This is a genomic window from Frateuria sp. sgz306004 (genome assembly GCF_057750885.1).
Map to the genome: position 1 here is coordinate 493787 of NZ_JBYLFE010000003.1, position 23689 is coordinate 517475.

Genomic DNA, 23689 nt, shown 5'->3' on the forward strand with positions numbered 1-23689 from the left:
GGCGCATGAGACTTCAAGACCATATCGATTTCACCACCCTGCAGTGGGTCAAGCCAGAGCTCGACGAGACGCTGGCGCTCGCCCGCGAGGCGCTGGAGTCCTACGTCGACAACCCGGGCGACCGGGCTGCGATGCGTTCGTGCGCCGACAGCCTGCATCAGGTGCAAGGCACGCTGCGCATGGTCGAGCTCTACGGCGCGGCCATGGTCACCGAGGAAATGGAGACGTTGGCCATTTCCTTGCTGGAGGACCATGTCGCCAACCGCGAGGACGCCTACGCCGCGCTGATGCGTGGCCTCATGCAGCTGCCCGATTACCTGGAGCGCCTGTCCGGCGGCCATCGCGACGTGCCGGTGGTGTTGCTGCCCCTGCTCAACGAGCTGCGTTCCAGCCGTGGCAAGCAGGCGCTGCACGAATCGGCGCTGTTCAACCCGAACCTCGAAGTGGCATTGCCGCCCCAGGCACCCGCTCCGTTGACCGATGCGTCGCCCGAGCGCCTGCGCAACGACATCGCCACGCTGCGCCTTCGTTTCCAGCAACAGTTGTTGTCGTGGTTCCGTGGTCAGGGCAACGATCAGCAGCTCGGCGGCATGATCCAGACCCTGGATGCCATCACCGCCCGTTGCCACACCGTGCCTGGTCGCCGCCTGTGGTGGATTGCCGCCGGTGTGCTCGAAGGCGTGCAGCATGGCGCCTTGCGCAGCCAATCGGGCGATGTGCGCCAACTGATCGGCAAGGTCGATCGCAGCATTCGCCAGTTGATCGAGCACGGCGAAGCCAGCCTGCGCGGTGGCGATGCCGATGAGCTCGCCAACAAGCTGTTGTATGTGGTCGGCCAGGTTCGCCAGGGCAGCCCGCGCATGGAGCTGCTGCGCCAGACCTATGCACTGGATAACCTGCTGCCTGACGCCAGCGAAGTGGAGCACGCGCGCGGCTCCATGTCCGGCCATAACCGGGCGCTGCTTGACTCTGTGGCCAAGGCGTTGAAGGACGACCTGCTGCGCGTGAAGGAATCGCTCGACCTGTTCCTGCGCCAAGCCGACGCCGATCCGGCGCAACTGGCCAGCCAGACCGACATTCTCGAGCGTGTGGGCGACACCCTGGGCATGCTCGCCCTGGGCGTGCCGCGCCGCGTGGTGAACGAACAGCGCCGTGTGCTGGATGAAATCGCCACGCGCGTGCGCGCTCCCGACGAAGAGCTGTTGCTCGACGTGGCCGGTGCGTTGCTCTACGTAGAAGCCTCGCTCGACGATCACATCGAAAGCCTGGGCGCCGACGAAGAGCCCACGGCCGACACGCCGGTGAACATGCTGCCGCGCAGTGAAGCGCGCCACATCCTCGCCACGCTCATGCACGAGGCTACCGCCAACACCGCCAAGGTGAAGGAGGCCATCGTCGCCTATGTGGAATCGGGTTGGCAGCCGCGTCAGTTGGCCGATGTCGGTCCGCTGATGGATGAGGTCGCCGGTGCCATGCGCATGCTTTCGGCGCCGCGCCCGGCGGAGCTGGCCGAAGGTATTGGCCGTTTCGTCAGCAACGAGCTGCTGGTCGATCGTCGCGTGCCCAGTAGCGCGCAGATGGATCATCTGGCCGATGCATTGGCCGCGCTGGAGTACTACCTGGAAGCCGCGCGCGAACATCGCGGTGGCCTCGAACATATCCTGGACGTGGCCGAGCACAGCCTCAGCACGCTCGGTTACTGGCCGCCGCCGGCCGCTCGCGCGTTCGAGCCGGACGAACTGGACGAAGCCCCCGAGCACATCGCCAAGGCCGCCGACGCCGCGCTCGCCGCCGCGCTTGCCAACCAGCCCGAATTGTCCGAGAGCGTCAGCCTCGCTCATGGCGATGATCTTGCCGGCCTTATCGTCGGCGACAGTCAGACCCCGCATCCGGAGCCGCACGAAATCACCGGCCTGCGCCTGGCCGATACCGTGCACATCACTCCGCAGGAGCCTGTGGGGGGCGAGGAAGGCGACTGGGTCGAGATCGAAGAGGAAATCATCGAGCACGTGCCGGTGAATGCCGGCATGCCGCAGGAAGCGGGCTTCCATGCCAGCACGGCCGGCATCGATGACGACATTCGCGAAATCTTCCTGGAAGAAATGCAGGAGGAGATCGACAACCTGCATGCCGCTCGCCGCGCATGGCTGGCCGATCCGCTGCAACTCAATGCACTCACGCCGGTGCGCCGCTCGTTCCACACGCTGAAGGGTTCGGGTCGTCTGGTGGGAGCCAGCCTGCTGGGCGAATTCGCCTGGAAGGTCGAGAACATGCTCAATCGCGTGCTGGATCAGTCGATCCCGCCGCACGAGGGCGTACAGGCACTGGTCGGTGCGGCCGTGGATGCACTGCCGCAGCTACGCGCCGCGCTGATGGGCGAGGGCACCGTCACCGCCCCCATCGTCGCCATCATGGATACCGCCGAGCGCCTGGCCAGTGGTCAGGAGGACGCGCGCGTCGCCGATATGGCGCCCGTTGGCATGGAAACGGTGCGCCGTATGGTGCGTCGCCGTGTGCCGCGTTCGGAGCTGAATGCGTCCGCCATCCCCGCCGCCAGCCTGGCCGATATCGAAACCGCGCACGCCGAGCCCACGCCGGTCGTGCACGAGGCGTTCGACGAGCCGGTGCTACCGCCGATCGATCCGGTGTTGCTGGAGATTCTGCGCAGCGAAGTGGCGCAGTACCTGCAGACCATTCGCACCACCATCAACCGCGTCGACGGCGAGCTGCGCGTGGACGATGGCCTGTTGCGTGCCGTGCATACGCTGCATGGCGCCATCGCCATGGTCGACATTCCGTTGCTCTCGCAGTTGCTGTCGCCGCTGGAAAGCTTGCTCAAGCGCCTGCGTGCAGCCAGCCTGCCCCTGTCGGTCGAGGGCGTGCACCTGCTTGGTCAGAGTGCCGACGCGGTGGATTACGTCATGGCGCAGTTCGATGCGCCGTCGCCGCAGCTACCGGATCTGGATAGCCTGATTCGTCGCCTGACCGAGCTGCGCGACAGCCAGCCCGAGCCGCAGGTGGCGCACGTGCTGTTCGAGCCGCACGCGGACGAATTGGAAGAGACCGCCGCGCCCGCCAACGACGCCGAGCACGAAGGCGCACTGGCCGCCTCGCTCGACGCCGCGCTCTCCGACGTCGCCGGTCAGCCGCAGGAAGCCACCCCGGCTGCTGCCACGCCGGCGACGGCCGATGCCGAGATGGACAGCTACGCCAACGAACTGCTGGCGGCCCTGGGCGAGTTCGATCTGGATGCGCACCTGCCCCCGGGCGAGGTTGCTCACGGTAGCGAGGCACACGATGCCATCGCGCCGGTACAACCCACCGATGCGGATGATTTTGCTGCTGCCTACGCGGATCTGTTGGACGAAGCGCCGTCCCTCGAAGCGCCGAGCCATGCCGAGATCGCCGGCGAAGCCGAATCGGAAGCACCCGAGGCGGTGGAGGAATCGCTGGCGTCGAGCATCGACGCCGCGCTGCATGCCGAAGCGCCGAATGAAGAAACCGCAGAAACGACTATCCACGAGGCTGGCGCGCTCGACGTCGAACCCGCGATGGGCCACGAGGCACATGCGCCGGAAGTCGCCGCGGATACGCTCGTTGGCCATGAGGGCGCGACCGACGAGCACGCGACCGTGTCGCATGATTCGCTCGCCGAATGGCTGCGCGAAACGCCTTCGCATCTAAGCGTCGACGAAACGACTCATCATGAGCCGTCCACGCAGGAGCCGGTGGAAGCCGCGGTATTCGCACCGCTTGAACCGACACCTGTTGCCGATGAGTCCCCCGATCACGCGCCCGTGGTCGAGGAGGAAACGGCGGAGGAGCCGGCGCACGCCGGAGCCGAAATGGTGGAGGCCGCTCCGGCCGCTCCGGCCATCGAGCAGCCAGTCGTCGCAGGCGAAGACCTGCTGCTGCCCAGCCAGATCGATCCCGACTTGCTGGAGATCTTTATCGAGGAAGCCCGCGAGCTGCTGGATCATTCCGACAGCGTGCTCGCACAGTGGCGTGCCGCGCCGACGGCGATCGAACACGTGGCCGAGCTGCAGCGCGACCTGCACACGCTCAAGGGCGGCGCGCGCATCGCCGGCATGGTGCCGGTGGGCGACCTTACCCATGCCATCGAAACGGCGCTGGAAAAACCGCTGCACGCGGATTCGCCCCACGTGGGCGAACTCATCGCTGCGCTGGAGTCCGGCTTCGATGCGCTGCATGGGCTGATCCAGCGCGTGTCGCAGGGTCAAGGCGTGGCTTACCCCCAGGCAATGATCGACCGATTCACGGCCATGGCGGGCGAGGGTGGTACTGCGACGGCCGACCATGCGCCTGTCGAGGTGGCATCCGCCACGGTGCTGCCGTTCCCCGAACGAGTGAACCTGCCCGAGCTGTTGCCCGAAGAGCGCGACGAGCCCGTGTCCGCGCCGCAGGAGCAGATCCGTGTTCGCGCTGAGCTGCTCGACACGCTGGTGAACCACGCGGGCGAGGTGGCGATCTACCGTTCGCGCCTCGAACAGCAGGTGGCCGGCTATCGCTTCAACCTGGTCGAACTCGACCAGACGGTGCAGCGTCTGCGCAGCCAGCTGCGCATGATGGAAATCGAAACCGAAGCGCAGATCATCGCGCGCTTCCAGCGCGAGCATCGCGAAGCCGGCATTTCGGTGTTCGACCCGCTCGAACTCGACCGCTTCTCGCAGTTGCAGCAGTACTCGCGTGCGCTGGCCGAGTCCGTATCCGACCTTGTGTCCATCCAGGGCATGTTGGACGAGCTGACCCGTCAGGCGGAAACGCTGCTGATCCAGCAGTCGCGCGTGTCCTCCGAACTGCAGGACGGTCTGCTGCGTACGCGCATGCTGCCGTTCGACACGATGGTGCCAAACCTTCGCCGCACGCTGCGCCAGGCCGCCCAGGAAGAGGGCAAGAACGCGCAGTTGTTCGTGGAAGGCGCGCACGGCGAAATGGATCGCAACCTGCTCGACCGCATCAAGGCGCCGTTCGAACACATGCTGCGCAACGCGGTGGCCCATGGCATCGAGGCACCCGGCGAACGCCGTCGTGCCGGCAAGCCCGAAGAGGGTGCGGTGCGCATTCGTGTGGCGCGCGAAGCCACCGAGGTGGTGGTGCGCGTGACCGACGACGGCCGCGGCCTGGATCGCGAGGCCATCCGCAAGCGCGGCCTGGAGCGCGGGCTGATCCGTGCCGATGCCAAGCTCAGCGACGACCAGGTGCTGGCACTGATCACGCAGCCCGGCTTCTCCACCGCGAGCACGGTGACTCAGCTCGCCGGCCGTGGCGTGGGCATGGACGTGGTAGCCAACGAGATCAAGCAGCTTGGCGGCGCCCTGTCGATCGAGTCGACCGCTGGCGAAGGCACCACCTTCGTGCTGCGCCTGCCGTTCACGCTGGCGGTGACCCAGGCCATCCTGGTGCGCATCGGCGAATCCACCTTTGCCATTCCGATGACATCGGTGCAGGGTGTGGCCCGCATCAGTCCGTCCGAATTGGTCGAGCGCATGGCGGCGGCAGAGCCGACCTTCACTTACGGCGGCGAGCAATACGACATCCACGACTTGTCCGAGCTGCTGGGCATCGTCTCCAGCCATGCGGGCGACGAAGAGCAAGTGCCGCTGTTGCTGACGCGTGCGGGTGACCTGCGCGCGGCCATTCGCATCGACGCCGTGCTCGGCTCGCGCGAAATCGTGGTGAAGTCCGTCGGCCCGCAGATCAGCTCCGTGCCGGGCATCCTTGGCGCCACCATCATGGGCGATGGTTCCGTGCTGATCATTCTCGACCTGGCGCCGCTGGTGCGCCATGGTATCGCCCGTCGCCAACAGCGCCTGGAGGCTGGCCTCTCGGCGGTGTCGGCGCCGGTGGTGGAAGAGGTGCGCGTGCGGCCGCTGGTCATGGTGGTGGACGACTCCATCACCATGCGCAAAGTCACCGGCCGCGTGCTGGAGCGCCACGAGTACGAGGTCAATACGGCCAAGGACGGCGTGGACGCGCTGGAGAAACTGCACGAGCGCGTGCCCGACCTGATGCTGCTGGACATCGAGATGCCGCGCATGGACGGTTACGAGCTGGCCACGCACATGAAGGCCGATCCGCGACTGCGCGACGTGCCGATCATCATGATCACTTCGCGCACCGGCGATAAGCATCGCCAACGTGCCTTCGATATTGGCGTGGACCGTTACCTGGGCAAGCCTTACCAGGAAGCGGACCTGCTGGCGCAGATCAGCGAGGTGCTCGAACAGCGCGCCCTGGAGTCGCTCAATGGCTGAAACGGCAACCGCGGTCGCACTGCTGTTCGATGACGTGGAGCTGGGCGGCCAGTTGCGCGAAGCACTGAAGGAGCGCGGCGCGCTCATCGTGCACGAGGGCGCACTGTCCACCTTGAATAAGGGCATGCTTGCCGAAACCGGCGCGGAAGTGCTGGTGGTGAATCTGGACGAGGAATCGGACGACGATCTCGACCGGCTCTATGACGTCATCGATGGCGACCGGCCTCGTGTGGTATTCAACGATGCGCAGGCCAGTCGCGAGCTGGACGGCTGGGACCGCGCGCGCTGGGCGCGCCATCTGGCCGTGAAGGTGTTGGCGCAGGGCGACTACGATCCGCCCCGACCGGAGCACGCGCCGGTGGTGGCCGAGGTAGCGCCAGAGGTCGATCACACCGACATCGAGCCAATGGCTCCGGCCGTTGCCGAAGCGGTGCCGGAAGGTTTCTTCGACGGCGGCGAAGATTGGGTCGCCGGCGAGTTTCGTGAGGAAGCGGGCGCGGAAACCCCAGGCGAAATGGAGGCCGAGTCCGAATCGCTGGCCGCCGAGCTGGAGGCGCTGCTCGCCGCCGATGAGCCCGCGACTGAGCATGACGATTTCGGTTCGGGCCTGAAGTTCGCCGCCGAAGACGAGTTGCCGCCCCTGCATGACGGCGACTTCTCGGCCCTTTCGACAGCAGCGTCGGAAGAGCCGGTAGTGCACGAGTCCGCGCCTTCGCCCGACCATTTCGATATGGATGCGCTCGACACGCGTGGCCCCGCCCCGTTTGAGTTGGCGCAGCAGACCGACGAGCCATTGGTGGTGGAGGCGGCGCGTGTGATGCCGTCGTTCCAGCTCGATCATCTCGCGCTGACCCCGTTGGACGATTCGTTCTTGCCGGCCGCTGCCGCCACCGCCAGCAAGAGCGAAGCGCCATTGCTCGGCAACGCCTCTGCCTGGGCGCTGGTGGAAGAGCACGAAGCGCCGGCGGCTGCCCCGACGAAAGCCACGCCCGCCGATTTCGGCATCGAAAAGCTGAGTGCGGCCGACTTCCTCGCACCGGATGGCGGCGACCACGATCACGAACTGCAACCGGGCATGACCCTGGAGCTGGTCTCAATCGAAGAAGCCATCGCGCCTGTCGCCTATGAAGGCGGTCACGAGATGCTGTTGGACGATCTCGACGCCGTGATCAGCCGCGTGCTGGTGCTTGGTGCGGCAGCAGGCAGCGCCGATTCGGTGTGCGCCTTCCTGTCGCACCTGCCTGCGGATCTGCGCCTCACCGTGTTGCATATCCAGCACCTGCGCGGCACGTCGGCCCATGCCTTGGCCGACGTGCTCGGCGAGCACAGCCCCTTGCCGGTGCGTGTGGCCGAACATGGTGGTCGTGCCCGCCTGAGCGAAGTGCTGGTGGTGCCCGATGGACAGCAGGCACGCCTGCACCGCGATGGCCGCATCGAGCTGCAATCGCTGGAAGGGCTGGATGTGCAAAGCTCGCCCATCGATGCCAGTTTCACCATGGCTGCCAACGTGTTCGGTCGTTCGGCCCAGGCGATCGTGTTCGCTGGCCAGGCCAACGACGCGGTCGGCGGTTGCCAGGCCATCCATGATCGCGGTGGCCAGGTTTGGGTGGAGGTTTCCAACGAGAGCCATTTCGCCGATATGGTCAACGGCATCGAAGCCGAACACCTGCACAGTTATTCGGGCACGCCTGCGGAACTTGCGGCGCGCCTGGTCGAAGAGATGTCGATGGAGCGCCAGCGATGAGCGAGCAACCGCTACCCCGTGAAATTCGTTGCGTGCTGGTGCCCGTGGGCAACCTGCGTCTGCTGCTGCCCAACGCCACGGTGGCCGAGGTGATCACGCTGCCCACCCCCGAGCCGGTGGAAGGTTCGCCGCACTGGCTGCTCGGCCGCATTGCGTGGCGCGGCTGGCGCGTGCCGTTGCTGTCCTTCAGCGCGCTGGCGGGTGGCGATGACGGCGACAGCGAGCAGGCTGTGCGCGTGGCGGTGCTCAAGGCGCTCAGCGGTCATGCCGACTTGCCGTTCATCGCGGTGATCACGCAGGGTTTCCCGCGCCTGACCACGCTCAACGCGGAACTGATCATTCCCACCCACGACGGCGCACCGTTGCCGCCGGGTGTGCGCGCCCAGGTGCTGGTGCGTGACGACGTGGCGGTCATTCCCGACCTCGAAGGCATCGAGGCCGAACTGGTCGACCTGCTCGAACTGGCCAGCTAAGCGGCTGCGGCGGCGATCACAGATCGCCGTGCAGCGCCTGTAGTGCCGCCAGGGCCGCCAGGCCAGCGGTTTCCGTACGAAGAATCCGAGGGCCCAACTGCAGGCCGATAAAGCCCGCCTCGGCCAGTGCCGAGGTGTCGCGCACGCCCAGGCCGCCTTCCGGGCCCACCACCAGCACGCCACCGGCAGGGCCAAAGCGCAGAGCGCCGGCCCGTTGCGTGCCTTCGGGCAGCAGGGCGAGCCGCAGCGCGCCGTCGTCGGAGAGGCTACCCAGCCAGGCGGGCAGGGCCACGGCCGGGGCAATATCCGGCACACGGGCGCGGCCACTCTGTTCGCAGGCGCTCGCCGCCACGGCGCGCCAGTGGGCCAAGCGTTTCTCCGCCCTTGCCGGATCCAGTTTCACCTCGGATCGCTCGGTCAGCAGCGGCACGATGCGCGCCACGCCAAGCTCCGTGGCCTTCTGCACGATCAGGTCCATCTTCTCGCCGCGCGCCACGCCCTGGGCCAGGGTGAGCGGCAAGGGCGATTCATTGCCGATCGCTTGCGCCGAGAGGACCCGCACTTGCACGTCGCGCTTGCCCACGGCCTGGATCTGAGCGGGGTAGTCGTGGCCGTCGCCGTTGAACAAAGTGATCGGATCACCGACCGTGAGCCGCAACACGCGCGCCACGTGCTCCCCGGCCTGCGCCGGTAGCGCCAGCTCCTGGCCCACGATCAGGGGATGCTCGACATGTATGCGGATGGTGCGCATGAAGCGTTCTATAGCGGGGTAAGAGGTAAAGCATAACGGACCGGCGGGAAGCGTCCCACGGTTCTCGCGACCAGACGGAACAGGGCAGGGGTCACCACGATCCATTTGCCTCGCGTTCGGCACCGGCGCAGCATGATGAGGCTAACCCACTGATCCGCAGGAGGTGGAAGATGATTCGCTCGATCAACAAACCTTTGCTGGCCTTGCTGATGGTCCTGGGTGCCAGCCCGCTGGCGCTGGCCCAGCAATCCACGCCGCCGCCCACGCAGGGCGACAGCAGCATGCACGCCTTCCAGGATACGCCGCAGGCCAATACCACGGCGCCAACGCAAAAGGCGGCGACCCCGCCCAAGCCGGGTGATCCCAACTGCATTCGCAATACCGGCAGCATGATTCCGGCCAAGCACGGCGGATGCCTGCCGGTGCCGGGGCGCAGCTACAGCCGCGACGATATCCAGCGCACCGGCTCGCCCACCCTGGGGCCGGCTTTGCGTCAGCTCGACCCCAGCGTCACCGTCTCGGGCGGTCACTGAGGTCAGGGCTCAGGTGCTCACGGCGCGCTCGATACCCTGGATGGCGGTGTCCACCAGATGGTCGAGCTCCGCCGTGGTCACCACGTAGGGCGGCATGAAGTAGATGATGTCGCCCAGCGGGCGCAGCAGCGCTTCGTTGGCTAGCCCGTGCAAAAAGACGCGCAGGCCGCGGCGTTCTGCGGCGGGGAAAGCGCGTCGCGTGGCCTTGTCGGCCACCAGCTCCACCGCGGCGATCATGCCGGTCTGGCGTACGTCCGCCACGTGCGGATGATCGCGTAGCGGCGCCAGGCGCCGCGCCAGGTGTGCGGACAATTCCCGGTTGCGCGCCAACACCGGTTCGTCGCGGAAGATGGCCAGCGTTTCCAGCGCCACGCGGCAGGCCAGCGGATTGCCGGTGTAACTGTGCGAGTGGAGAAAGGCTTTGCCGGCGCTGTACTCGGCATAGAAGGCCTCGTACACCGCCGTGGTGGTCAACACCGCCGACAGCGGCAGGAAGCCGCCCGTGAGTCCCTTGGACAGGCACATGAAATCGGGCGTTACCTGCGCCTGTTCGCAGGCGAACAGCGTGCCGGTGCGGCCGAAACCCACGGCGATCTCATCGGCGATGAAATGCACCTGGAATTCATTGCACAGCGCGCGCAGCCCCGTGAGGTAATCGGGGTGATACATGCGCATGCCGCCCGCGCACTGCACCAGCGGCTCCACGATCACTGCGCACACCTCATGCGCGTGCTGTTCCAGCACCGCACGCAGTTCGCCCAGGCGTCGCTGGGCCACCTGGGACGCGCTTTCGCCGGGCTCGGCTACGTAGGTGTCGGGCGAGGGTGCCAGGATCGGCGTGAGCAACAGCGGCGCGTACGTCTTGCGGTACAGCGCCACGTCGCTCACCGAGAGCGCGCCCAGCGTTTCGCCGTGATAACTGCCCGTCAGCGCGATAAAGCGGGTCTTTTCGCCATGCCCCTGGTTGAGCCAATAGTGGAAGCTCATCTTCAGCGCCACCTCAATGGCGGCCGAGCCGTTGTCCGCGTAGAACACGCGCTCCAGGCCCGGCGGCGTGGCGGCCACCAGGGCTTCAGCCAGCGCCACCGCGGGCTCGTGGGTGAAGCCGGCGAAGATCACGTGTTCCAGCGTGCGGGCCTGGTCGGCCAGCGCAGCGGCAATGCGGGGGTTGGCGTGGCCAAACAGGTTGGTCCACCACGAGCTGATGCCGTCCAGGTAGCGGCGCCCGTCGGTGCCAATGAGCCAGGCGCCTTCGCCGCGGGCGATGGGCACCATGGGTACGGTTTCGTGGTCGTGCATCTGCGTGCAGGGGTGCCACAGATGGCTCAGATCGCGACGCACCAGCGCGTCGGCAGCGGGGAGGGTGTTCATCCGGCTATGATCGGGGTTTCGAGCGTGCCCGCTCAAGTCTTGCAACCTCTCCGGGAGCCGGTTTGAAGCATTGGCGTACTGCATGGGCCGGCCTGTTGGCCCTGTTGGCCATTGGCCTGATCGTGGTGTGTTTCCTGCCCGCGCGCTGGGCCCTGCCCTGGTTGGCCCCGCGTATGAACGGCCTGCGTCTGCAGGCCGTGAGCGGCTCCGTGTGGGATGGACAAGCCGGCCAGGTGCTCTCGCCGCGCGGCGAGAACCTGGGGCGGGTGAGTTGGCAACTGTCGCGCAGCGCCTTGTGGGGCGAGCAACAACTGCAGGTAAACCTGCAGGGCCCACGCGTGGATTTCTCCGGCCGCATGAACGGGCGCAGTGGCAGTGATGCGCACTGGACAGACGTCCAAATGCGCGCTGATCTCGCCTTGTTTGGGCACTCCCTTGCCTTGCCCCTGGGCCAGCCCGGCGGCGTGGTGCAGGTGAGCGCACGCGACGTGCAACTGCATGGCGGCTGGCCATTGAGCCTGGATGCCCAGCTGCACTGGCAGGACGCGATTTTGAACGCACCGCGTCGCGGCGAACTGGCACTGGGCAACCTGCACATGCAGCTACGCGCGGGCAACGGCGTCATCGAAGGGCATCTGCAGGATGATGGCCAAGGCCCGCTGCATATCGACGGACAACTGCAACTGAGCCCGCTGGCGCGTCGTTTCGTCGCCCAAGCGCAAGCGCGCGAGCCTGGCTCGCCCGTGCAGCGCTGGCTGCAAGGCCTGGGCACCACCGATGCCCAGGGCATGACCCATATCCATTACAGCGGCGGCTTGGCGGCTGCCTTGCCAGGAGGAACGCCATGAATCAGGGAGAGTGGTCGCACGCGGTGCAGGCCGCGCGCGAAGCGGCGCAGGCCGCAGCCGAGGTGATCAAGCACTATTGGCATCGCGGTGTGGCGGTGGAAATCAAAAGCGACGACACGCCCGTCACCGTGGCCGATCGCGAGGCCGAGCTGGCCATTCGCGCCATTCTGCAAAAAGCCTTGCCGGAGGCTTCCATCTATGGCGAGGAGTTTGGGCGCGACGAGCAGGAGCATGAGCTGCTGTGGATGGTCGACCCGCTCGACGGCACCAAGAGCTTCGTGCGTCGCACGCCGTTTTTCTCTACGCAAATCGCGCTGATGTATCGCGGCGAGTTGGTGGTGGGCGTTTCCAGCGCGCCCATCTACGGCGAAACCATGTGGGCCAGCGCCGGCGGCGGCGCCTGGTTCGAGGGCGAGCGCGTGCAGGTGGCTAACACCACCGAGCTGGCGCAAGCCTCGCTGTCGGCGGGCAACATCAAGTCACTCACCCAGGATGCGCGCTGGGATGCCTGGGGCGCGCTCATTCGCGACACCAATCGCATCCGTGGCTACGGCGACTTCTGCCACTACCACCTGCTCGCGCGCGGCAGCCTGGACCTGGTGCTGGAGTCGGACGTCAACATTCTGGATATCGCCGCCCTGGCGGTGATCGTGCGCGAGGCCGGCGGCGTGTTCACCGACCTGGACGGCCAGCCGCTCACGCTCGATACGCGCAGCCTGCTGGCCGGCGTGCCGGCGGTGCATGCGTTGGCGTTGGCGCGGCTCCAGCAGGCGATAAAGGGGTAGAATCGACCGATGCGCAAGCCACCCATCATTCATGCCGTTCGCGATGTGCACGACAGCAGTTTCCTGCGCGTCGAGCAGCTCGACCTGGAGTTTTCCAACGGCGAACGGCGTACCTACGAACGCCTCAAGGGCAGCGGCCTGGGTGCGGTGATCATCGTGCCGATGCTGGACGATGAAACCGTGCTGCTGGTGCGCGAATACGGCGCGGGCGTGGGCCGCTACGAACTGAGCCTGCCCAAGGGCCGCCTCGACCGCGATGAAACCGTCGAACAGGGCGCCGATCGCGAGTTGAAGGAAGAAATCGGCTACGGCGCGCGCCACCTGAAGATCCTGCACAACCTCTCGTTGTCGCCCTCCTACATGACGCATATGGCGCACGTGGTGCTGGCTCAGGATCTCTACCCCGAACGCCTGGAAGGCGACGAGCCGGAAGAGCTCGATGTGGTTCCCTGGAAACTGGCCGACCTGCACACGCTGATCGGTCGCGACGACGTCACCGAGGGGCGCTCTATCGCCGCTCTCTTCATGGCGCGCGAATATCTCGCCGGTCGGTTCTCTCCCACATGATCCATGCTCCGTTTTCTTCCTTGCTGCAGCAGGTGGCAGTCATCGCGCGCGATGCGGGCGAAGCCATCCTGGCCATCTACGGCGAGGATTTCGAAGTGCAGCGCAAGGACGACCACTCGCCGGTGACCGCCGCCGACCTTGCCGCCCAGCGCGTCATCACCGCCGGCCTGGCCCAGCTCGATCCGGTGCTGCCGGTGATCTCCGAAGAGGCCCGCGCTGAGCCCTGGGCCAAGCGCAGCCAATGGCCGCGCTACTGGCTGGTGGACCCGCTCGACGGCACCCGCGAGTTCGTCAAGCGCAACGGCGAGTTCACGGTGAACATCGCACTCATCGAGCACCACGAACCGGTGCTCGGCGTGGTGCTGGCGCCGGTCACCGGCGAGCTGTACGCCGCCGCGCGCGGCCAGGGCGCCTGGATGCAGGCGCGTGCTGGCGCCGCGTGGCAGGGCATTCGCTCGCGCAGTCTTGGCGCGCCTGCTGCCGTGGCGGGCAGCCGTTCGCATGGCGGTTCCGGCACGGTGTTGCTGCAGCAATTGATTGGCGACGACTACACATCGATGCCGCTGGGCTCCTCGCTCAAGTTCTGCCTGCTCGCGCGTGGCGCGGCCGACGTTTACCTGCGCCGGGGGGCCACCAGCGAGTGGGACACCGCCGCCGCGCAGAGCGTGTTGGAAGAAGCGGGCGGCGCGGTGCTCGACCTGGCGGGACATCCCCTGCGCTACAACCGCGGCGAATCGCTGCTCAACCCCGAGTTTCTTGCCGTGGGCGACACCTCGGTGGATTGGAAGGCGCGCCTGCAGGCGGCCGACTTGGACGCCGCATGAGCACCAGCACGCGTCACAGCCTGGACGATCTACTGGCCATCATGACCCGGCTGCGCGACCCGCAGAACGGTTGTCCGTGGGACGTGCAGCAAAACTTCGCCACCATCGCGCCGTACACCATCGAGGAAGCCTACGAAGTGGCCGACGCGATCGACCGCCAGGATTGGCGCGACCTGCGCGATGAACTGGGCGACTTGTTGCTGCAGGTGGTGTTCCACGCGCAAATGGCGAAAGAGGCAGGGTTGTTCGATTTCGCCGACGTGGCGCACGCTATCAGCGACAAGATGGTGCGTCGCCATCCGCATGTGTTCGGCGAGGAGAGCTACGAAAACCTCGATGCACAGACCCGCGCGTGGGAAGACATCAAATCCGCCGAGCGCGCCGCCAAGGGCGAGCAGCCCGACGACAGCGCCCTGGCGGGCGTATCGCGAGGCCTTCCCGAGTGGAAGCGTGCGTTGAAGTTGCAGGAACGCGCCGCGCGCGTCGGCTTCGACTGGCCCGACGAACAACCGGTGCTGGACAAGGTGCTTGAGGAAATCGCCGAAGTGCGCGCCGAGTTCGCCAACGGTCGCGACCCGCAGCGCCTGCAAGATGAAATCGGCGACGTGCTGTTTGTGCTCGTGAACCTGGCGCGCCACGCCAAGGTGGATTTCTCCCAGGCCTTGCGTCACGCCAATGGAAAGTTCGAGCGTCGCTTCCGCCGCATGGAGCAACTCGCCGCGGCGCGGGGGCAAGCACTGGCCGAGCAGAATCTCGACGCCCAAGAGGCGCTTTGGCAGCAGGCCAAGCGCGAAGAGTCCGCCGTCAAATAACTCGGCGGCAAAAAAAGAGGCACGGGCTCTGGGGTTCCCGTGCCTAAGAGCCTGTTCACGATCTCCGCGTAGCCCGCGTTGCGCTGGTGTGCCCGCTCCCTGGCGGGCTCACCAGCGCCACCCAGCGGGCCGGGACGGTTTGCACCCAGCTCTGCGTCATCACTCGGTTGTGTACGGACGTACACGCCCTCCTTCTTTTTTGATCTGCGCGCAAACCGCTCCCGGCGCGGGCCACGCGGAGACCGTGAACAGGCTCTTTGCGAGATACGCCGTCACTGGCGATTCTCTGGGTTCTCTTATGGTTATGGCTTGGTGGCCGGCGCCGGTGCGGCCGGCTTGGACTGGCTGCGGCGCTGCTCCCACTCGCTGCGCATCTTGTCGAACTCGGCGCGCTGCTTGGCTTCGTTGGCGAGGTTCTCGTCCAAGCTCTTGCGGAGCGTGGCGATGGCCTGGTCCGGATTGGCGGGTGCGGCCTGTGCACGGGCGAGGTGGTGGTACACGTAGGTGCGCACCTGCGGGTCCTGCGTCTTGGCCAGCACGTCGTTGTAGAGCGCCGGCAGTTCCTTGGCGCGGCCGCTGGCGAGGTACAGCCGCTCCAGGGCGTGCAGATCCGAGATCACTGCGGCGCCGGGGCCACCAAAGCCTGGGCCGCCAAAGCCGGGGCGTCCAAAATCCGGGCCGCCATGATCACCGCCGCGCCCCATCATCATGGGCGGGGCCTTGCCGGCTGGTGCGCCCTTGGGTGGCGGAGGCGGCGCATCCGGTGCGGCGCTCTGGGCAATGGCGAAGGAGGCCGAGCCGGCGACGAGCAGGGTCAGGGTGGTGGCGAGCAGAGTCTTGCGTTGCATGGTGGGGCTTCTCCACAAGGTGGTGTTGCCTCAAACGTGCCTTACCGGCTCAGGTTGACTGTGGCGAAAGTCATGCGTAAGGCATTTCAACCTTTCGGCGACACTAGCCATCTCACTGGATGTCTGTTGACCCGAGGAGTGAACCCATGCGCCGTATCCTGCTTGCCACCGTGTTGCTGCTTCCCCTTGCCGCGCTTGCCGACGAGTGCAAGTACGAGGCGCCGCGTAACCTCACTCTCGATCTGGCGGGCGTGCGCACCGTGCAGGTGGAGCTGCACAGTCACGAGCTGCACCTCACCGGTACGGAGGGCGCCAACGGCGGCAGCGTTACTGGTCGCGCTTGCGCGTCCGACCCCAAGCTGTTGGATGATCTGGTGGTGACCCAGCGTCGCGAAGGCGACCGCCTGATTGTCGAGGCGGGTGCTCGCAACCATGCCTCGTTCACCTTCTTCGGGCATACCTACACCGACCTCAAGCTCAACTTGCAGTTGCCGGCACAGATGCCGGTGCAGCTCAACGTGGGCTCGGGCGACGCCTGGGCCACCGGCATGCGCAATCTGCAGAGCCAGATCGGCTCGGGCGATGTGCACATCAGCAAGATCAGCGGCGCGTTCTCCGCGAGCATGGGCTCGGGCGACCTGGACGTAAACGACGTGGGTAGCCTGAACATCGGCTCTATTGGCTCGGGCGACATCAAGGTACACGGCGTCAGCGGCGACGCCCATGTGGGCAGCATCGGTTCGGGTGACGTCACTATCGCCCAGGTCGGCGGCAGCGTGCGCGTGGATACGCTCGGCTCCGGCGACCTGCGTGTGCGCGACGTGCGCGGCGACTTTACCGTTGGCGCCAAGGGTAGCGGTGACATCAGCCACTCCGGCGTGCAGGGCAAGGTCAACGTACCGCGCGATCGCGACGACGACTGATCGTTAAGCTCAGCCCAGCCAGCGGCACACCAGGTACACCAGGGGCGCGCATACCAGCAGGAACGGGATGGACACGGCATGCAGCTGGCGCATGCCGTGTGGCTGCTTGGCCAGGCGCAACGCGATGAGATTGGCGAGGGAGCCGATGGCTACGCCAAAGCCGCCCACATTCACCGCAATGGCCAGGGCAGTTGCATCGGGCGCGTGTCGCAACAGCAGCACCGTCGCCGGCACGTTGCTGATCACCTGCGAGGTAAGGATGCCGGTGAGATAAAGCGTCAGCGGCTGCTCCAAGTCCAAGCGCTCTAGCGCGTGCTGCACCTGGGCAAGCTCGGCGAAATGGCCCAGCCCCAGGAAGATCGCCGCGAATGTCAGCAACAGCAGCCAATCCAGGCGCGCCAGCAGGCGCCAGTCCAGCAACACCAGCGGCACCAGCAGCAGTACGGCGCCAAGCACTGCATGGCCGTGCTCCATCATCACCACCATGCTGGCAAGCGCGCCGATGGACAGCAGCGCCTGCACGGTGGACACCGGGTGGCCATCGATATCCTTGGCGTGCAGCACCACGCGCCCACGCGGCATCCACACCAGCGCAAGGGCGGCCACCAGCACGAACATGGTGGCAAAGGTGGGCAGCAGCGCGCGCACAAAGCCAAGGAAGGGCAGGTGGTCGTACTGCCACAGCAGGAGATTCTGCGGGTTGCCGATCGGGCTGAGCGTGGAGCCGGCGTTCACCGCCAGGGCCTCCAGTATCACCATGCGCATCACCGGCAGATTGGAGATGCTGCCTATGGCAAGGGTGAGCGGCACCATCAGGAACAAGCTCACGTCATTGGTCAGCACCATCGACAACACGGCGGTGATGCTGACCAGCAGCAAGCCCAGCCCGCGCAACGAGTGCGCGCGTTCCACCAGCGCACCCGCTGCGTGCTGCACCAGCCCGCTCTCGCGGATACCTTGGATGCAGATCATCAAGCCGAGCAAGCCGGCCAGCGTGGGCAATTGCAGCCAGCGCTGGTGATCGCTCCACGCATGTGGGTCGGCCACGGCCAGCACCATGGCGAGCAGGGCGAAGCCGAGCAATAGGCGCTCGTGGGCCAGGCGTTTGACCCAGCGGGGCATGGACGACACTCAGTTCTCCCTCAGTAGGCGCATCGGCGAGGTGCGGCTCACGCGCCGTGTACCGGCCAGGCCAAGCAACATCACCACCATGGCGGCGACCAACGCGGCCAACAGCAAGGGCAGCAATGGCGGTACGAAATGCTCGATATGGAAAATGCTGTGCCCCAGCCACATGCCGGTGCCCGCGGCACCGAGCGCGGCGGTGAGGCCCGCGACCAGCCCCAGCAGCGCGAACTCGCAGGCCGCCGCAGCGCGCAACTGGCTGCGGCGGGCGCCGAGCGTGCGCAGCAGGGCAGCTTCGTGGCGGCGCTCCTGCGCGCTAGCGGCCAGTGCCGCAGCCAGCACGAGCGCGCCGGCCAGCAGGCTGAAGCCGAGCACCCAGCGCACAGCGCCGCTCACCTGGTTCACGATGTCGCGCACGCGGTCGAGCATGGCGTCCACGTCGATCAGGCTGAGGTTGCTGTAGTCGCGCGACAGCTGCGCCAGCGCCTCGGTGTGTCCTCGCGGCAGGTAGAAGCTGGCGATCCACGTATGCGGTAGCTGGTTCGCGTGGGCGGGGTCGAACAGCAGGAAGAAGTTCACCCGGAACGAGGTCCAGTCCACACGCCTTACGCTGCCGACACGCGCGTCGATGCGGCCTTCGCCGATATCGAAGCTCAGGGTGTCGCCCACCTTCAGCGCAAACATGTCGCGCCACATGGTGTCCACCGATACCTCGGCCTGCGCAGGCCGTGCACCGGCCCAGCGCCCGGCGATCACCTGGTTGCTGGGCGGCAGTTCATCGGCCCAGGAAAGGCGCAGTTGGCGGTCGGCCCAATCCTTGGCGCGCTCGTCCTTGAACTGCCGTTGGTCGATGGGGTGCCCGTTGATGGCGGTGAGCTTGCCCACGGCCAGCGGCAGCATGTTGAGCTTCTGCCCGCCCATGTCGACGAGTGCCTTTTCGAAGCCGGCGCGTTGATCGTCCTGCAGATTGAGCACGAACCAGTTCGGCGTGTCGGCCGGCAGTTCGCGCCGCCAGCCTTCCAGCAGGGCCGGCGCCACGATAGCCAGCAGCAGCAAGGCCACCAGCCCGAGGCTGAGCGCGGTGGCCTGCACCAGGCTCATGCCGCGTCGGCGCGCCAGGGCAGCCAGCCCCAGGCGCAGGGCAGGGTGTGCACCTGGCGCAACGCGTCGGGCAATCCACAGCAGCAACGCCGACAGCAGCGCTGCCACCACGGCCACGCCGAGCAGGCTCGCCGCGAGGATGCCGGCCAGCTTGGCCGAGCCGCTCTGGCTCCAGATCAACAGCAGCGCCACCACCGCCGGTACCAGATAGAGCACGTCGAATCGACGCACGCGGCGCGCCGCGCTTTCACGAAACACCGCCACGGGCGGCACCTCGGCAAGGCGCGCCAGGGGCGGCAGCGCGAAACCGGCCAGCACCGCCAGGCCCATCAATGCCGCCGCTAACGCGGGTGTCCAGGGCAGGGTGGTGGGAATGCTGTTGAACAGGCTGCTGGCGAAATGCCAGGTGACTTGCGCCAGCGCCAGGGCCAGCAGGGCGCCCAGCGTAACCGCGGGCACGGCCAGCAGGCCCAGCGTGTTCACCAGCAACCCCAGCACCTGCCGCCGCGGCGTGCCCAGCGCGCGCAGCAAGGCGACCTCGTGGGTCTTGCGGCGTGCATAGCGTTGCGCGGCCAAGGCGATGGCGACGCCGGCGAGCAGGGCGGACAACAGGGCGGTGAGGCGCAGAAACGCGCTGGCGCGGTCGAAGGCGCTGCGCATGCGCTCCTGCGTCTGTTCGGGCGTGATCAGCTCGGCGCCTTGCGGCAGGGTCTGGGCGCCCAGCCAGTCGCGCCAGTCCTGCACGGCGGCGGGCTCGCCGGCTACCAGCAAGCGATGGCGGGCACGGCTGCCCACGCCGAGCAAGCCCGCTTGTTCGGCATCGGTGATGTTCATCAGTGCGCGCGGGGCCATGGCGACCAGTTCGCCGCCATCCGGCAAGCGCAGCAGTTCGGCGGCGACGCGCAGATCGCGTCCGCCAAGCTGCACGTGATCACCCAATTGCAGGCCCAACGCCACCAGCGCACGGTGATCGAGATACACCATGCCGGGCGGCGGGCCATGCCCGATGACGTCTGGATGCGCGGTGTCGCGCAGCTCTAGCGTGCCGCGCAGCGGGTAGCTGCCATCGGTGACCAGCACATCCAGCAGCTGGCTCTGCTCGTGGGCGAAGGCCACACTGGGGAAGCTTGCGCCACGCGTGGCATGCAAACCGCGCGAGGTGGCCGCCTGGGCGTAGCTTGCGGGCAGTGCCTGCGGAGAGCCGATGCCGAGGTCGCCGCCGATCAGCTCGGCCGCGCTGGCCAGCACGCCACGTTCCATGCGCGCGGCCAGTGTGGCCACCACGCCCAGCGCCACCACGGCCAGCACCAACGAGGCGGCCAGGGTGCGCAGCTCGGGCAGATGCCATTCGCGGCGCAGGCTGCGCAGCGACAGTCGCAACAGTTTCATGGCTGCGTCTCCGTCACGGCGTGGCAAGGCTGCGCGAAGCGGAGGCAGCCAGTACGCGGCCGTTGTCCAGCTCCACCTGGCGCGTGCAGCGCGCGGCCAGCCTGGGGTCGTGGGTGACCAATACCAGGGTGGTGCGATGGTCGTGGTTGAGCGCGAACATCAGGTCGCTGATGTGGTGGCCGGTGCGTTGGTCCAGGTTGCCGGTGGGCTCGTCCGCAAACAGCAGGCGCGGGCTGTGCACGAAGGCGCGTGCGATGGCGACGCGTTGTTGTTCGCCACCTGATAGTTGCGCCGGGTAATGGCGGCGGCGCGCGGACAGCTCGACCGCCTCCAGGGCTTCGCGGGCGCGGGCGCGCGCATCGTCGCGCCCTTCCAGCTCCAGCGGCAGCATTACGTTTTCCTCGGCGGTGAGGGCCGGCAGCAAGTGGAAGGACTGAAACACGAACCCCACCAACCGCCGCCGAAGGTCGGCGCGCGCTTCCTCGTCCAGGCTTTCCAGCGCGTGGCCGTCCAGCGCGATATGGCCCTGGCTGGGCGTATCCAGCCCTGCCAGCAGCCCGAGCAGGGTGGTCTTGCCCGAGCCGGACGCACCCACGATGGCGAAGCTCTCCCCCTCATGCACCTGCAACGACACGCCGCTGAGGATGTCCAGCCGCCCCTCGGGCCCTTGCACGGACTTGCTAACATCGACCGCATTCAAAAGTACATGGCTGGATAAAGCGGAGGCATTGCCACTCATGCGTCGTTTCCTGTGCTGGCCGGTGGTACTGGCCTGGGTCTTGTGGGGCGCCTTCGGTACCGCCCAGGCGGCTACGCCGAAAACCGTACTGGTGCTGGGCGACTCGCTCTCGGCCGCGCACAACATCCCCGTCGCTGCGGGCTGGGTAAGCCTGCTGGGGGATCGTCTTGCCAAGATGGAGCCGCCCTGGGCGGTGGTCAATGCCAGTATCAGCGGAGAAACCTCGCTGAGCGGGCGCAACCGGCTGCCCGAGCTGCTGGACAAGACCCGGCCGGCCGTTCTGGTGATCGAGCTGGGCGCCAATGACGGCTTGCGCGGGCTGCCGCTGCCGGCGCTGCACGACAACCTGGCGGCCATGGTCAGCGTGGCGCAGCAACGCAAGGTGCGCGTGCTGCTGGTGGGTATCGAATTGCCGGTGAACTATGGGCCGCAGTATCGGGACGGTCTGCGCGCCGTCTATGCCGACCTGGCGCGGGACAAGAAAGCCGCCCTGGTGCCCTTTCTGCTCGATGGCGTGGCACTCAAGCCGGAGCTGATGCAGGCCGATGGGCTGCACCCGGTGGCCTCCGCGCAACCCAAAGTGCTCGATACCGTGTGGAAGGGCTTGCAGCCACTGTTGCACTAGCGTGAATATCGCCCCAACCCATCGTGAATCCGGTCGTGAAATTTCACGCGATCCTCACGATGTGGGTCGTTAGCTGTTCACCTTTGTGAAGTCAGCTTCTGGAGGTAGGGATGAGCTCTCGAGACGAACAGGCAGGACTGATTCTTCTGGTCGAGGACAACCGCCAGATCGCAGAGATGGTAGGGGAGTTCCTGGAGCGGCGCGGTTACTCGGTGGATTACGCCGCCGATGGCGTTAGCGGCCTCCATCTGGCCGTTTCCAACAGTTACGACGTGGTGGTGCTGGACCTGATGCTGCCGGGCATGGATGGCCTGGACGTTTGCCGCAAGCTGCGCCGCGATGCCAAGAAATCCACACCCGTGCTCATGCTGACCGCCCGCGACACGCTGGAGGACAAGCTGGTGGGTCTGGAAGCGGGTGCGGATGATTACCTGGTGAAACCCTTTGAGGTGCGCGAACTGGAGGCGCGTCTTCGTGCGCTCATCCGCCGCGACCGCCGGCAGGTGTCCACCGAGGTGCTCACCGTGGGCGACATGACGCTGGATACCGCCACCTTGCGTTTGGTGCGCGGTGGTCAGGAGCTCACCGTATCGCCAATCGGCTTGAAGCTGCTGGCGATCCTCATGCGCGAATCGCCGCGCGTGGTCAGTCGCCGCGATATCGAGCGCGAGATCTGGGGTGACACGCTGCCCGACTCGGACACGTTGCGCTCGCATCTCTACAACCTGCGTCGGGTGATCGACAAACCGTTCGACCGCCCGTTGCTCCACACCATCCATTCCGCCGGTTACCGCCTTGCCGATCTCGAATCGGAGGTGGCCTCGGCCTCCCTGCCGGCGTAGTGGCGCACGTGATGAATTGATTATGTCCAGCAGGGGTAGCGCACAGTCCGCGCGGTTGTTGGGGCGCGGACTGTTTCATCGACGCTTGGCGATCATTTTTGGGCTGCAGCTGACGGCCATTGTGGTCGTGTGCCTGATGGGTTACTTCGACATCGCACCGGTGGGTGCGGTGATCCTGCTCATTGTCATCATCAGCATGCTGGCGTGGTTGGCGGCGCGTAAGCAGTGGGCGCCAGTGAGCCAGTTGGCGCGCGTGGTCAGCGATTGGGACGAGCAGTCGCTCGATCTCAACGGTTGGGGGCCTGAGCAGTTGCCCCGTCGCACCGACGCCGACGTCGCCACCCTGGCTAGCAGCCTCTACGGCTTTGCCAACCGCATTGCCGGCTACAACCAGCGCGAACGCAACTTTACCCGCGACGCCAGCCATGAGCTGCGCAGCCCGCTCACCGTCATCAAGATGTCGGCGGACATGCTGGCGGACGATCCGTCGCTGGGCGAGTTCGGCCAGCGTTCCGTGCAGCGCATCAAGCGTTCCACGCGCGAGATGGAGGCGCTGGTGGAGGCCTTGTTGATCCTTGCCCGTGAATCGGACAACGGCCTCACCGAGGAAGACTTCGTCGTCAACGACGTGCTGCGCCACGAGCTGCCCGATGTGCTGGACATGCTGGAGGGGCGGCCGATCAACCTGAAGCTGGATGAGCCCGCGCGCTTCACCCTGCACGGCTCGCCGCGCGTGTTCGCGGTGTTGTGCTGGCAGCTGATCCGTAATGCCTGCCAGCAGGCGGAAAGTGGCACGGTGGTGGTGACGGTGATGCCGGGCATGGTGACGGTGACACATCGTGCGGACACGTCGGCGGCCAGTGCCACCAATCGCCACGGCTTTGAGCTGGCGATTGCCCAGCGCATCAGCGAACGCTTCGCTTGGCCGCTGGAATTGCAGACGCGCGATGGCGATCACCATATCGCGCGTATCCGCTTTCCCGAAACGCATCTCGTGCCGGGCTGACGATACCCGCGCAGGTCGGTGTGAACGAGTGATGGCCGCGAGGGAGGACCCTCAGTGCGGCCTTACTGCGCGGTAGTGCTCACTACAAGCCGTATCCCCATCAATGCG

General features: G+C 66.7%; 19 protein-coding genes. 13 read left to right on the forward strand and 6 right to left on the reverse strand.

Going from position 1 to position 23689, the window contains the following annotated elements:
- Nucleotides 1-5: 5 nt before the first annotated feature.
- The 3 genes from AC3G2C_RS08465 to AC3G2C_RS08475 are packed head-to-tail and all read left to right on the forward strand — an operon-like array spanning nt 6 to nt 8492.
- A complete protein-coding gene (locus AC3G2C_RS08465) occupies nt 6-6275 on the forward strand; it encodes an Hpt domain-containing protein (protein WP_488384184.1) in 6270 nt (2089 codons plus the stop codon).
- Complete coding sequence (locus AC3G2C_RS08470; protein ID WP_488384185.1) at nt 6268-8019, forward strand: chemotaxis protein CheB; 1752 nt, start codon at nt 6268-6270, stop codon at nt 8017-8019. The genes AC3G2C_RS08465 and AC3G2C_RS08470 overlap by 8 nt, the downstream gene beginning before the upstream one ends.
- Nucleotides 8016-8492 (forward strand): chemotaxis protein CheW, encoded by a 477-nt coding sequence (locus tag AC3G2C_RS08475; RefSeq protein WP_488384186.1) that lies wholly within the window; start codon nt 8016-8018, stop codon nt 8490-8492. Before AC3G2C_RS08470 ends, AC3G2C_RS08475 begins: the two co-directional genes overlap by 4 nt.
- Before the next feature lie 16 nt (nt 8493-8508).
- On the opposite strand, the gene AC3G2C_RS08480 is transcribed toward AC3G2C_RS08475, so the two are convergent.
- Complete coding sequence (locus AC3G2C_RS08480) at nt 8509-9243, reverse strand: 16S rRNA (uracil(1498)-N(3))-methyltransferase (RefSeq protein ID WP_488384187.1); 735 nt, start codon at nt 9241-9243, stop codon at nt 8509-8511.
- A gap of 170 nt (nt 9244-9413) precedes the next feature.
- On the opposite strand from AC3G2C_RS08480, the gene AC3G2C_RS08485 reads away from it, so the two are divergent.
- Nucleotides 9414-9776: a hypothetical protein gene (locus tag AC3G2C_RS08485; protein ID WP_488384188.1), complete on the forward strand. Its 363-nt coding sequence runs from the start codon at nt 9414-9416 to the stop codon at nt 9774-9776.
- A 9-nt stretch (nt 9777-9785) separates the two neighbouring features.
- Here AC3G2C_RS08485 and AC3G2C_RS08490 read toward each other — a convergent pair whose 3' ends face one another.
- Nucleotides 9786-11147 carry an adenosylmethionine--8-amino-7-oxononanoate transaminase gene (locus tag AC3G2C_RS08490; RefSeq protein ID WP_488384189.1) on the reverse strand — a complete coding sequence of 454 codons (1362 nt, stop codon included), beginning with the start codon at nt 11145-11147 and terminating at the stop codon, nt 9786-9788.
- Between the two features lie 62 nt (nt 11148-11209).
- On the opposite strand from AC3G2C_RS08490, the gene gspN reads away from it, so the two are divergent.
- The 5 genes from gspN to mazG are packed head-to-tail and all read left to right on the forward strand — an operon-like array spanning nt 11210 to nt 14983.
- A complete protein-coding gene (gspN, locus tag AC3G2C_RS08495; RefSeq protein WP_488384190.1) occupies nt 11210-11995 on the forward strand; it encodes a type II secretion system protein N in 786 nt (261 codons plus the stop codon).
- On the forward strand, nt 11992-12780 hold the full coding sequence (locus AC3G2C_RS08500; protein WP_488384191.1) for an inositol monophosphatase family protein: 789 nt from the start codon (nt 11992-11994) through the stop codon (nt 12778-12780). Before gspN ends, AC3G2C_RS08500 begins: the two co-directional genes overlap by 4 nt.
- Nucleotides 12781-12789: 9 nt before the next feature.
- A complete protein-coding gene (gene nudE / locus AC3G2C_RS08505) occupies nt 12790-13347 on the forward strand; it encodes an ADP compounds hydrolase NudE (RefSeq protein ID WP_488384192.1) in 558 nt (185 codons plus the stop codon).
- Entirely contained in the window at nt 13344-14171 is an 828-nt protein-coding gene (gene cysQ, locus AC3G2C_RS08510; RefSeq protein WP_488384193.1) for a 3'(2'),5'-bisphosphate nucleotidase CysQ, read from the forward strand. Before nudE ends, cysQ begins: the two co-directional genes overlap by 4 nt.
- On the forward strand, nt 14168-14983 hold the full coding sequence (mazG, locus tag AC3G2C_RS08515) for a nucleoside triphosphate pyrophosphohydrolase (RefSeq protein ID WP_488384194.1): 816 nt from the start codon (nt 14168-14170) through the stop codon (nt 14981-14983). The genes cysQ and mazG overlap by 4 nt, the downstream gene beginning before the upstream one ends.
- Before the next feature lie 302 nt (nt 14984-15285).
- Here mazG and AC3G2C_RS08520 read toward each other — a convergent pair whose 3' ends face one another.
- Entirely contained in the window at nt 15286-15831 is a 546-nt protein-coding gene (locus AC3G2C_RS08520; RefSeq protein ID WP_488384195.1) for a hypothetical protein, read from the reverse strand.
- 146 nt (nt 15832-15977) lie between these two features.
- On the opposite strand from AC3G2C_RS08520, the gene AC3G2C_RS08525 reads away from it, so the two are divergent.
- The gene (locus tag AC3G2C_RS08525; protein ID WP_488384196.1) at nt 15978-16754 is read left to right on the forward strand and encodes a DUF4097 family beta strand repeat-containing protein; all 777 of its coding nucleotides are present in this window, start codon (nt 15978-15980) and stop codon (nt 16752-16754) included.
- Between the two features lie 9 nt (nt 16755-16763).
- Here the strand turns inward: AC3G2C_RS08525 and AC3G2C_RS08530 are convergent, their stop codons facing one another.
- Genes AC3G2C_RS08530 through AC3G2C_RS08540 form a run of 3 tightly spaced genes read right to left on the reverse strand, consistent with a single transcriptional unit; the run spans nt 16764 to nt 21108 of the window.
- The gene (locus AC3G2C_RS08530; RefSeq protein WP_488384283.1) at nt 16764-17876 is read right to left on the reverse strand and encodes an SLC13 family permease; all 1113 of its coding nucleotides are present in this window, start codon (nt 17874-17876) and stop codon (nt 16764-16766) included.
- Between the two features lie 9 nt (nt 17877-17885).
- Nucleotides 17886-20369 carry an ABC transporter permease gene (locus AC3G2C_RS08535; protein ID WP_488384197.1) on the reverse strand — a complete coding sequence of 828 codons (2484 nt, stop codon included), beginning with the start codon at nt 20367-20369 and terminating at the stop codon, nt 17886-17888.
- Nucleotides 20370-20382: 13 nt separating this feature from the next.
- Nucleotides 20383-21108 carry an ABC transporter ATP-binding protein gene (locus AC3G2C_RS08540; protein WP_488384198.1) on the reverse strand — a complete coding sequence of 242 codons (726 nt, stop codon included), beginning with the start codon at nt 21106-21108 and terminating at the stop codon, nt 20383-20385.
- Between AC3G2C_RS08540 and AC3G2C_RS08545 the strand changes: the two genes are divergently transcribed.
- From AC3G2C_RS08545 to AC3G2C_RS08555, 3 genes are all read left to right on the forward strand, one after another.
- On the forward strand, nt 21107-21733 hold the full coding sequence (locus AC3G2C_RS08545; RefSeq protein ID WP_488384199.1) for an arylesterase: 627 nt from the start codon (nt 21107-21109) through the stop codon (nt 21731-21733). The genes AC3G2C_RS08540 and AC3G2C_RS08545 overlap by 2 nt on opposite strands.
- 110 nt (nt 21734-21843) lie before the next feature.
- Nucleotides 21844-22575, forward strand: a complete 732-nt coding sequence (locus AC3G2C_RS08550; protein ID WP_488384200.1) for a response regulator transcription factor — start codon at nt 21844-21846, stop codon at nt 22573-22575.
- Nucleotides 22576-22597: 22 nt separating this feature from the next.
- Nucleotides 22598-23581, forward strand: coding sequence for a sensor histidine kinase (locus tag AC3G2C_RS08555; protein ID WP_488384201.1), 984 nt, complete (start codon nt 22598-22600; stop codon nt 23579-23581).
- Nucleotides 23582-23689 lie beyond the last annotated feature (108 nt).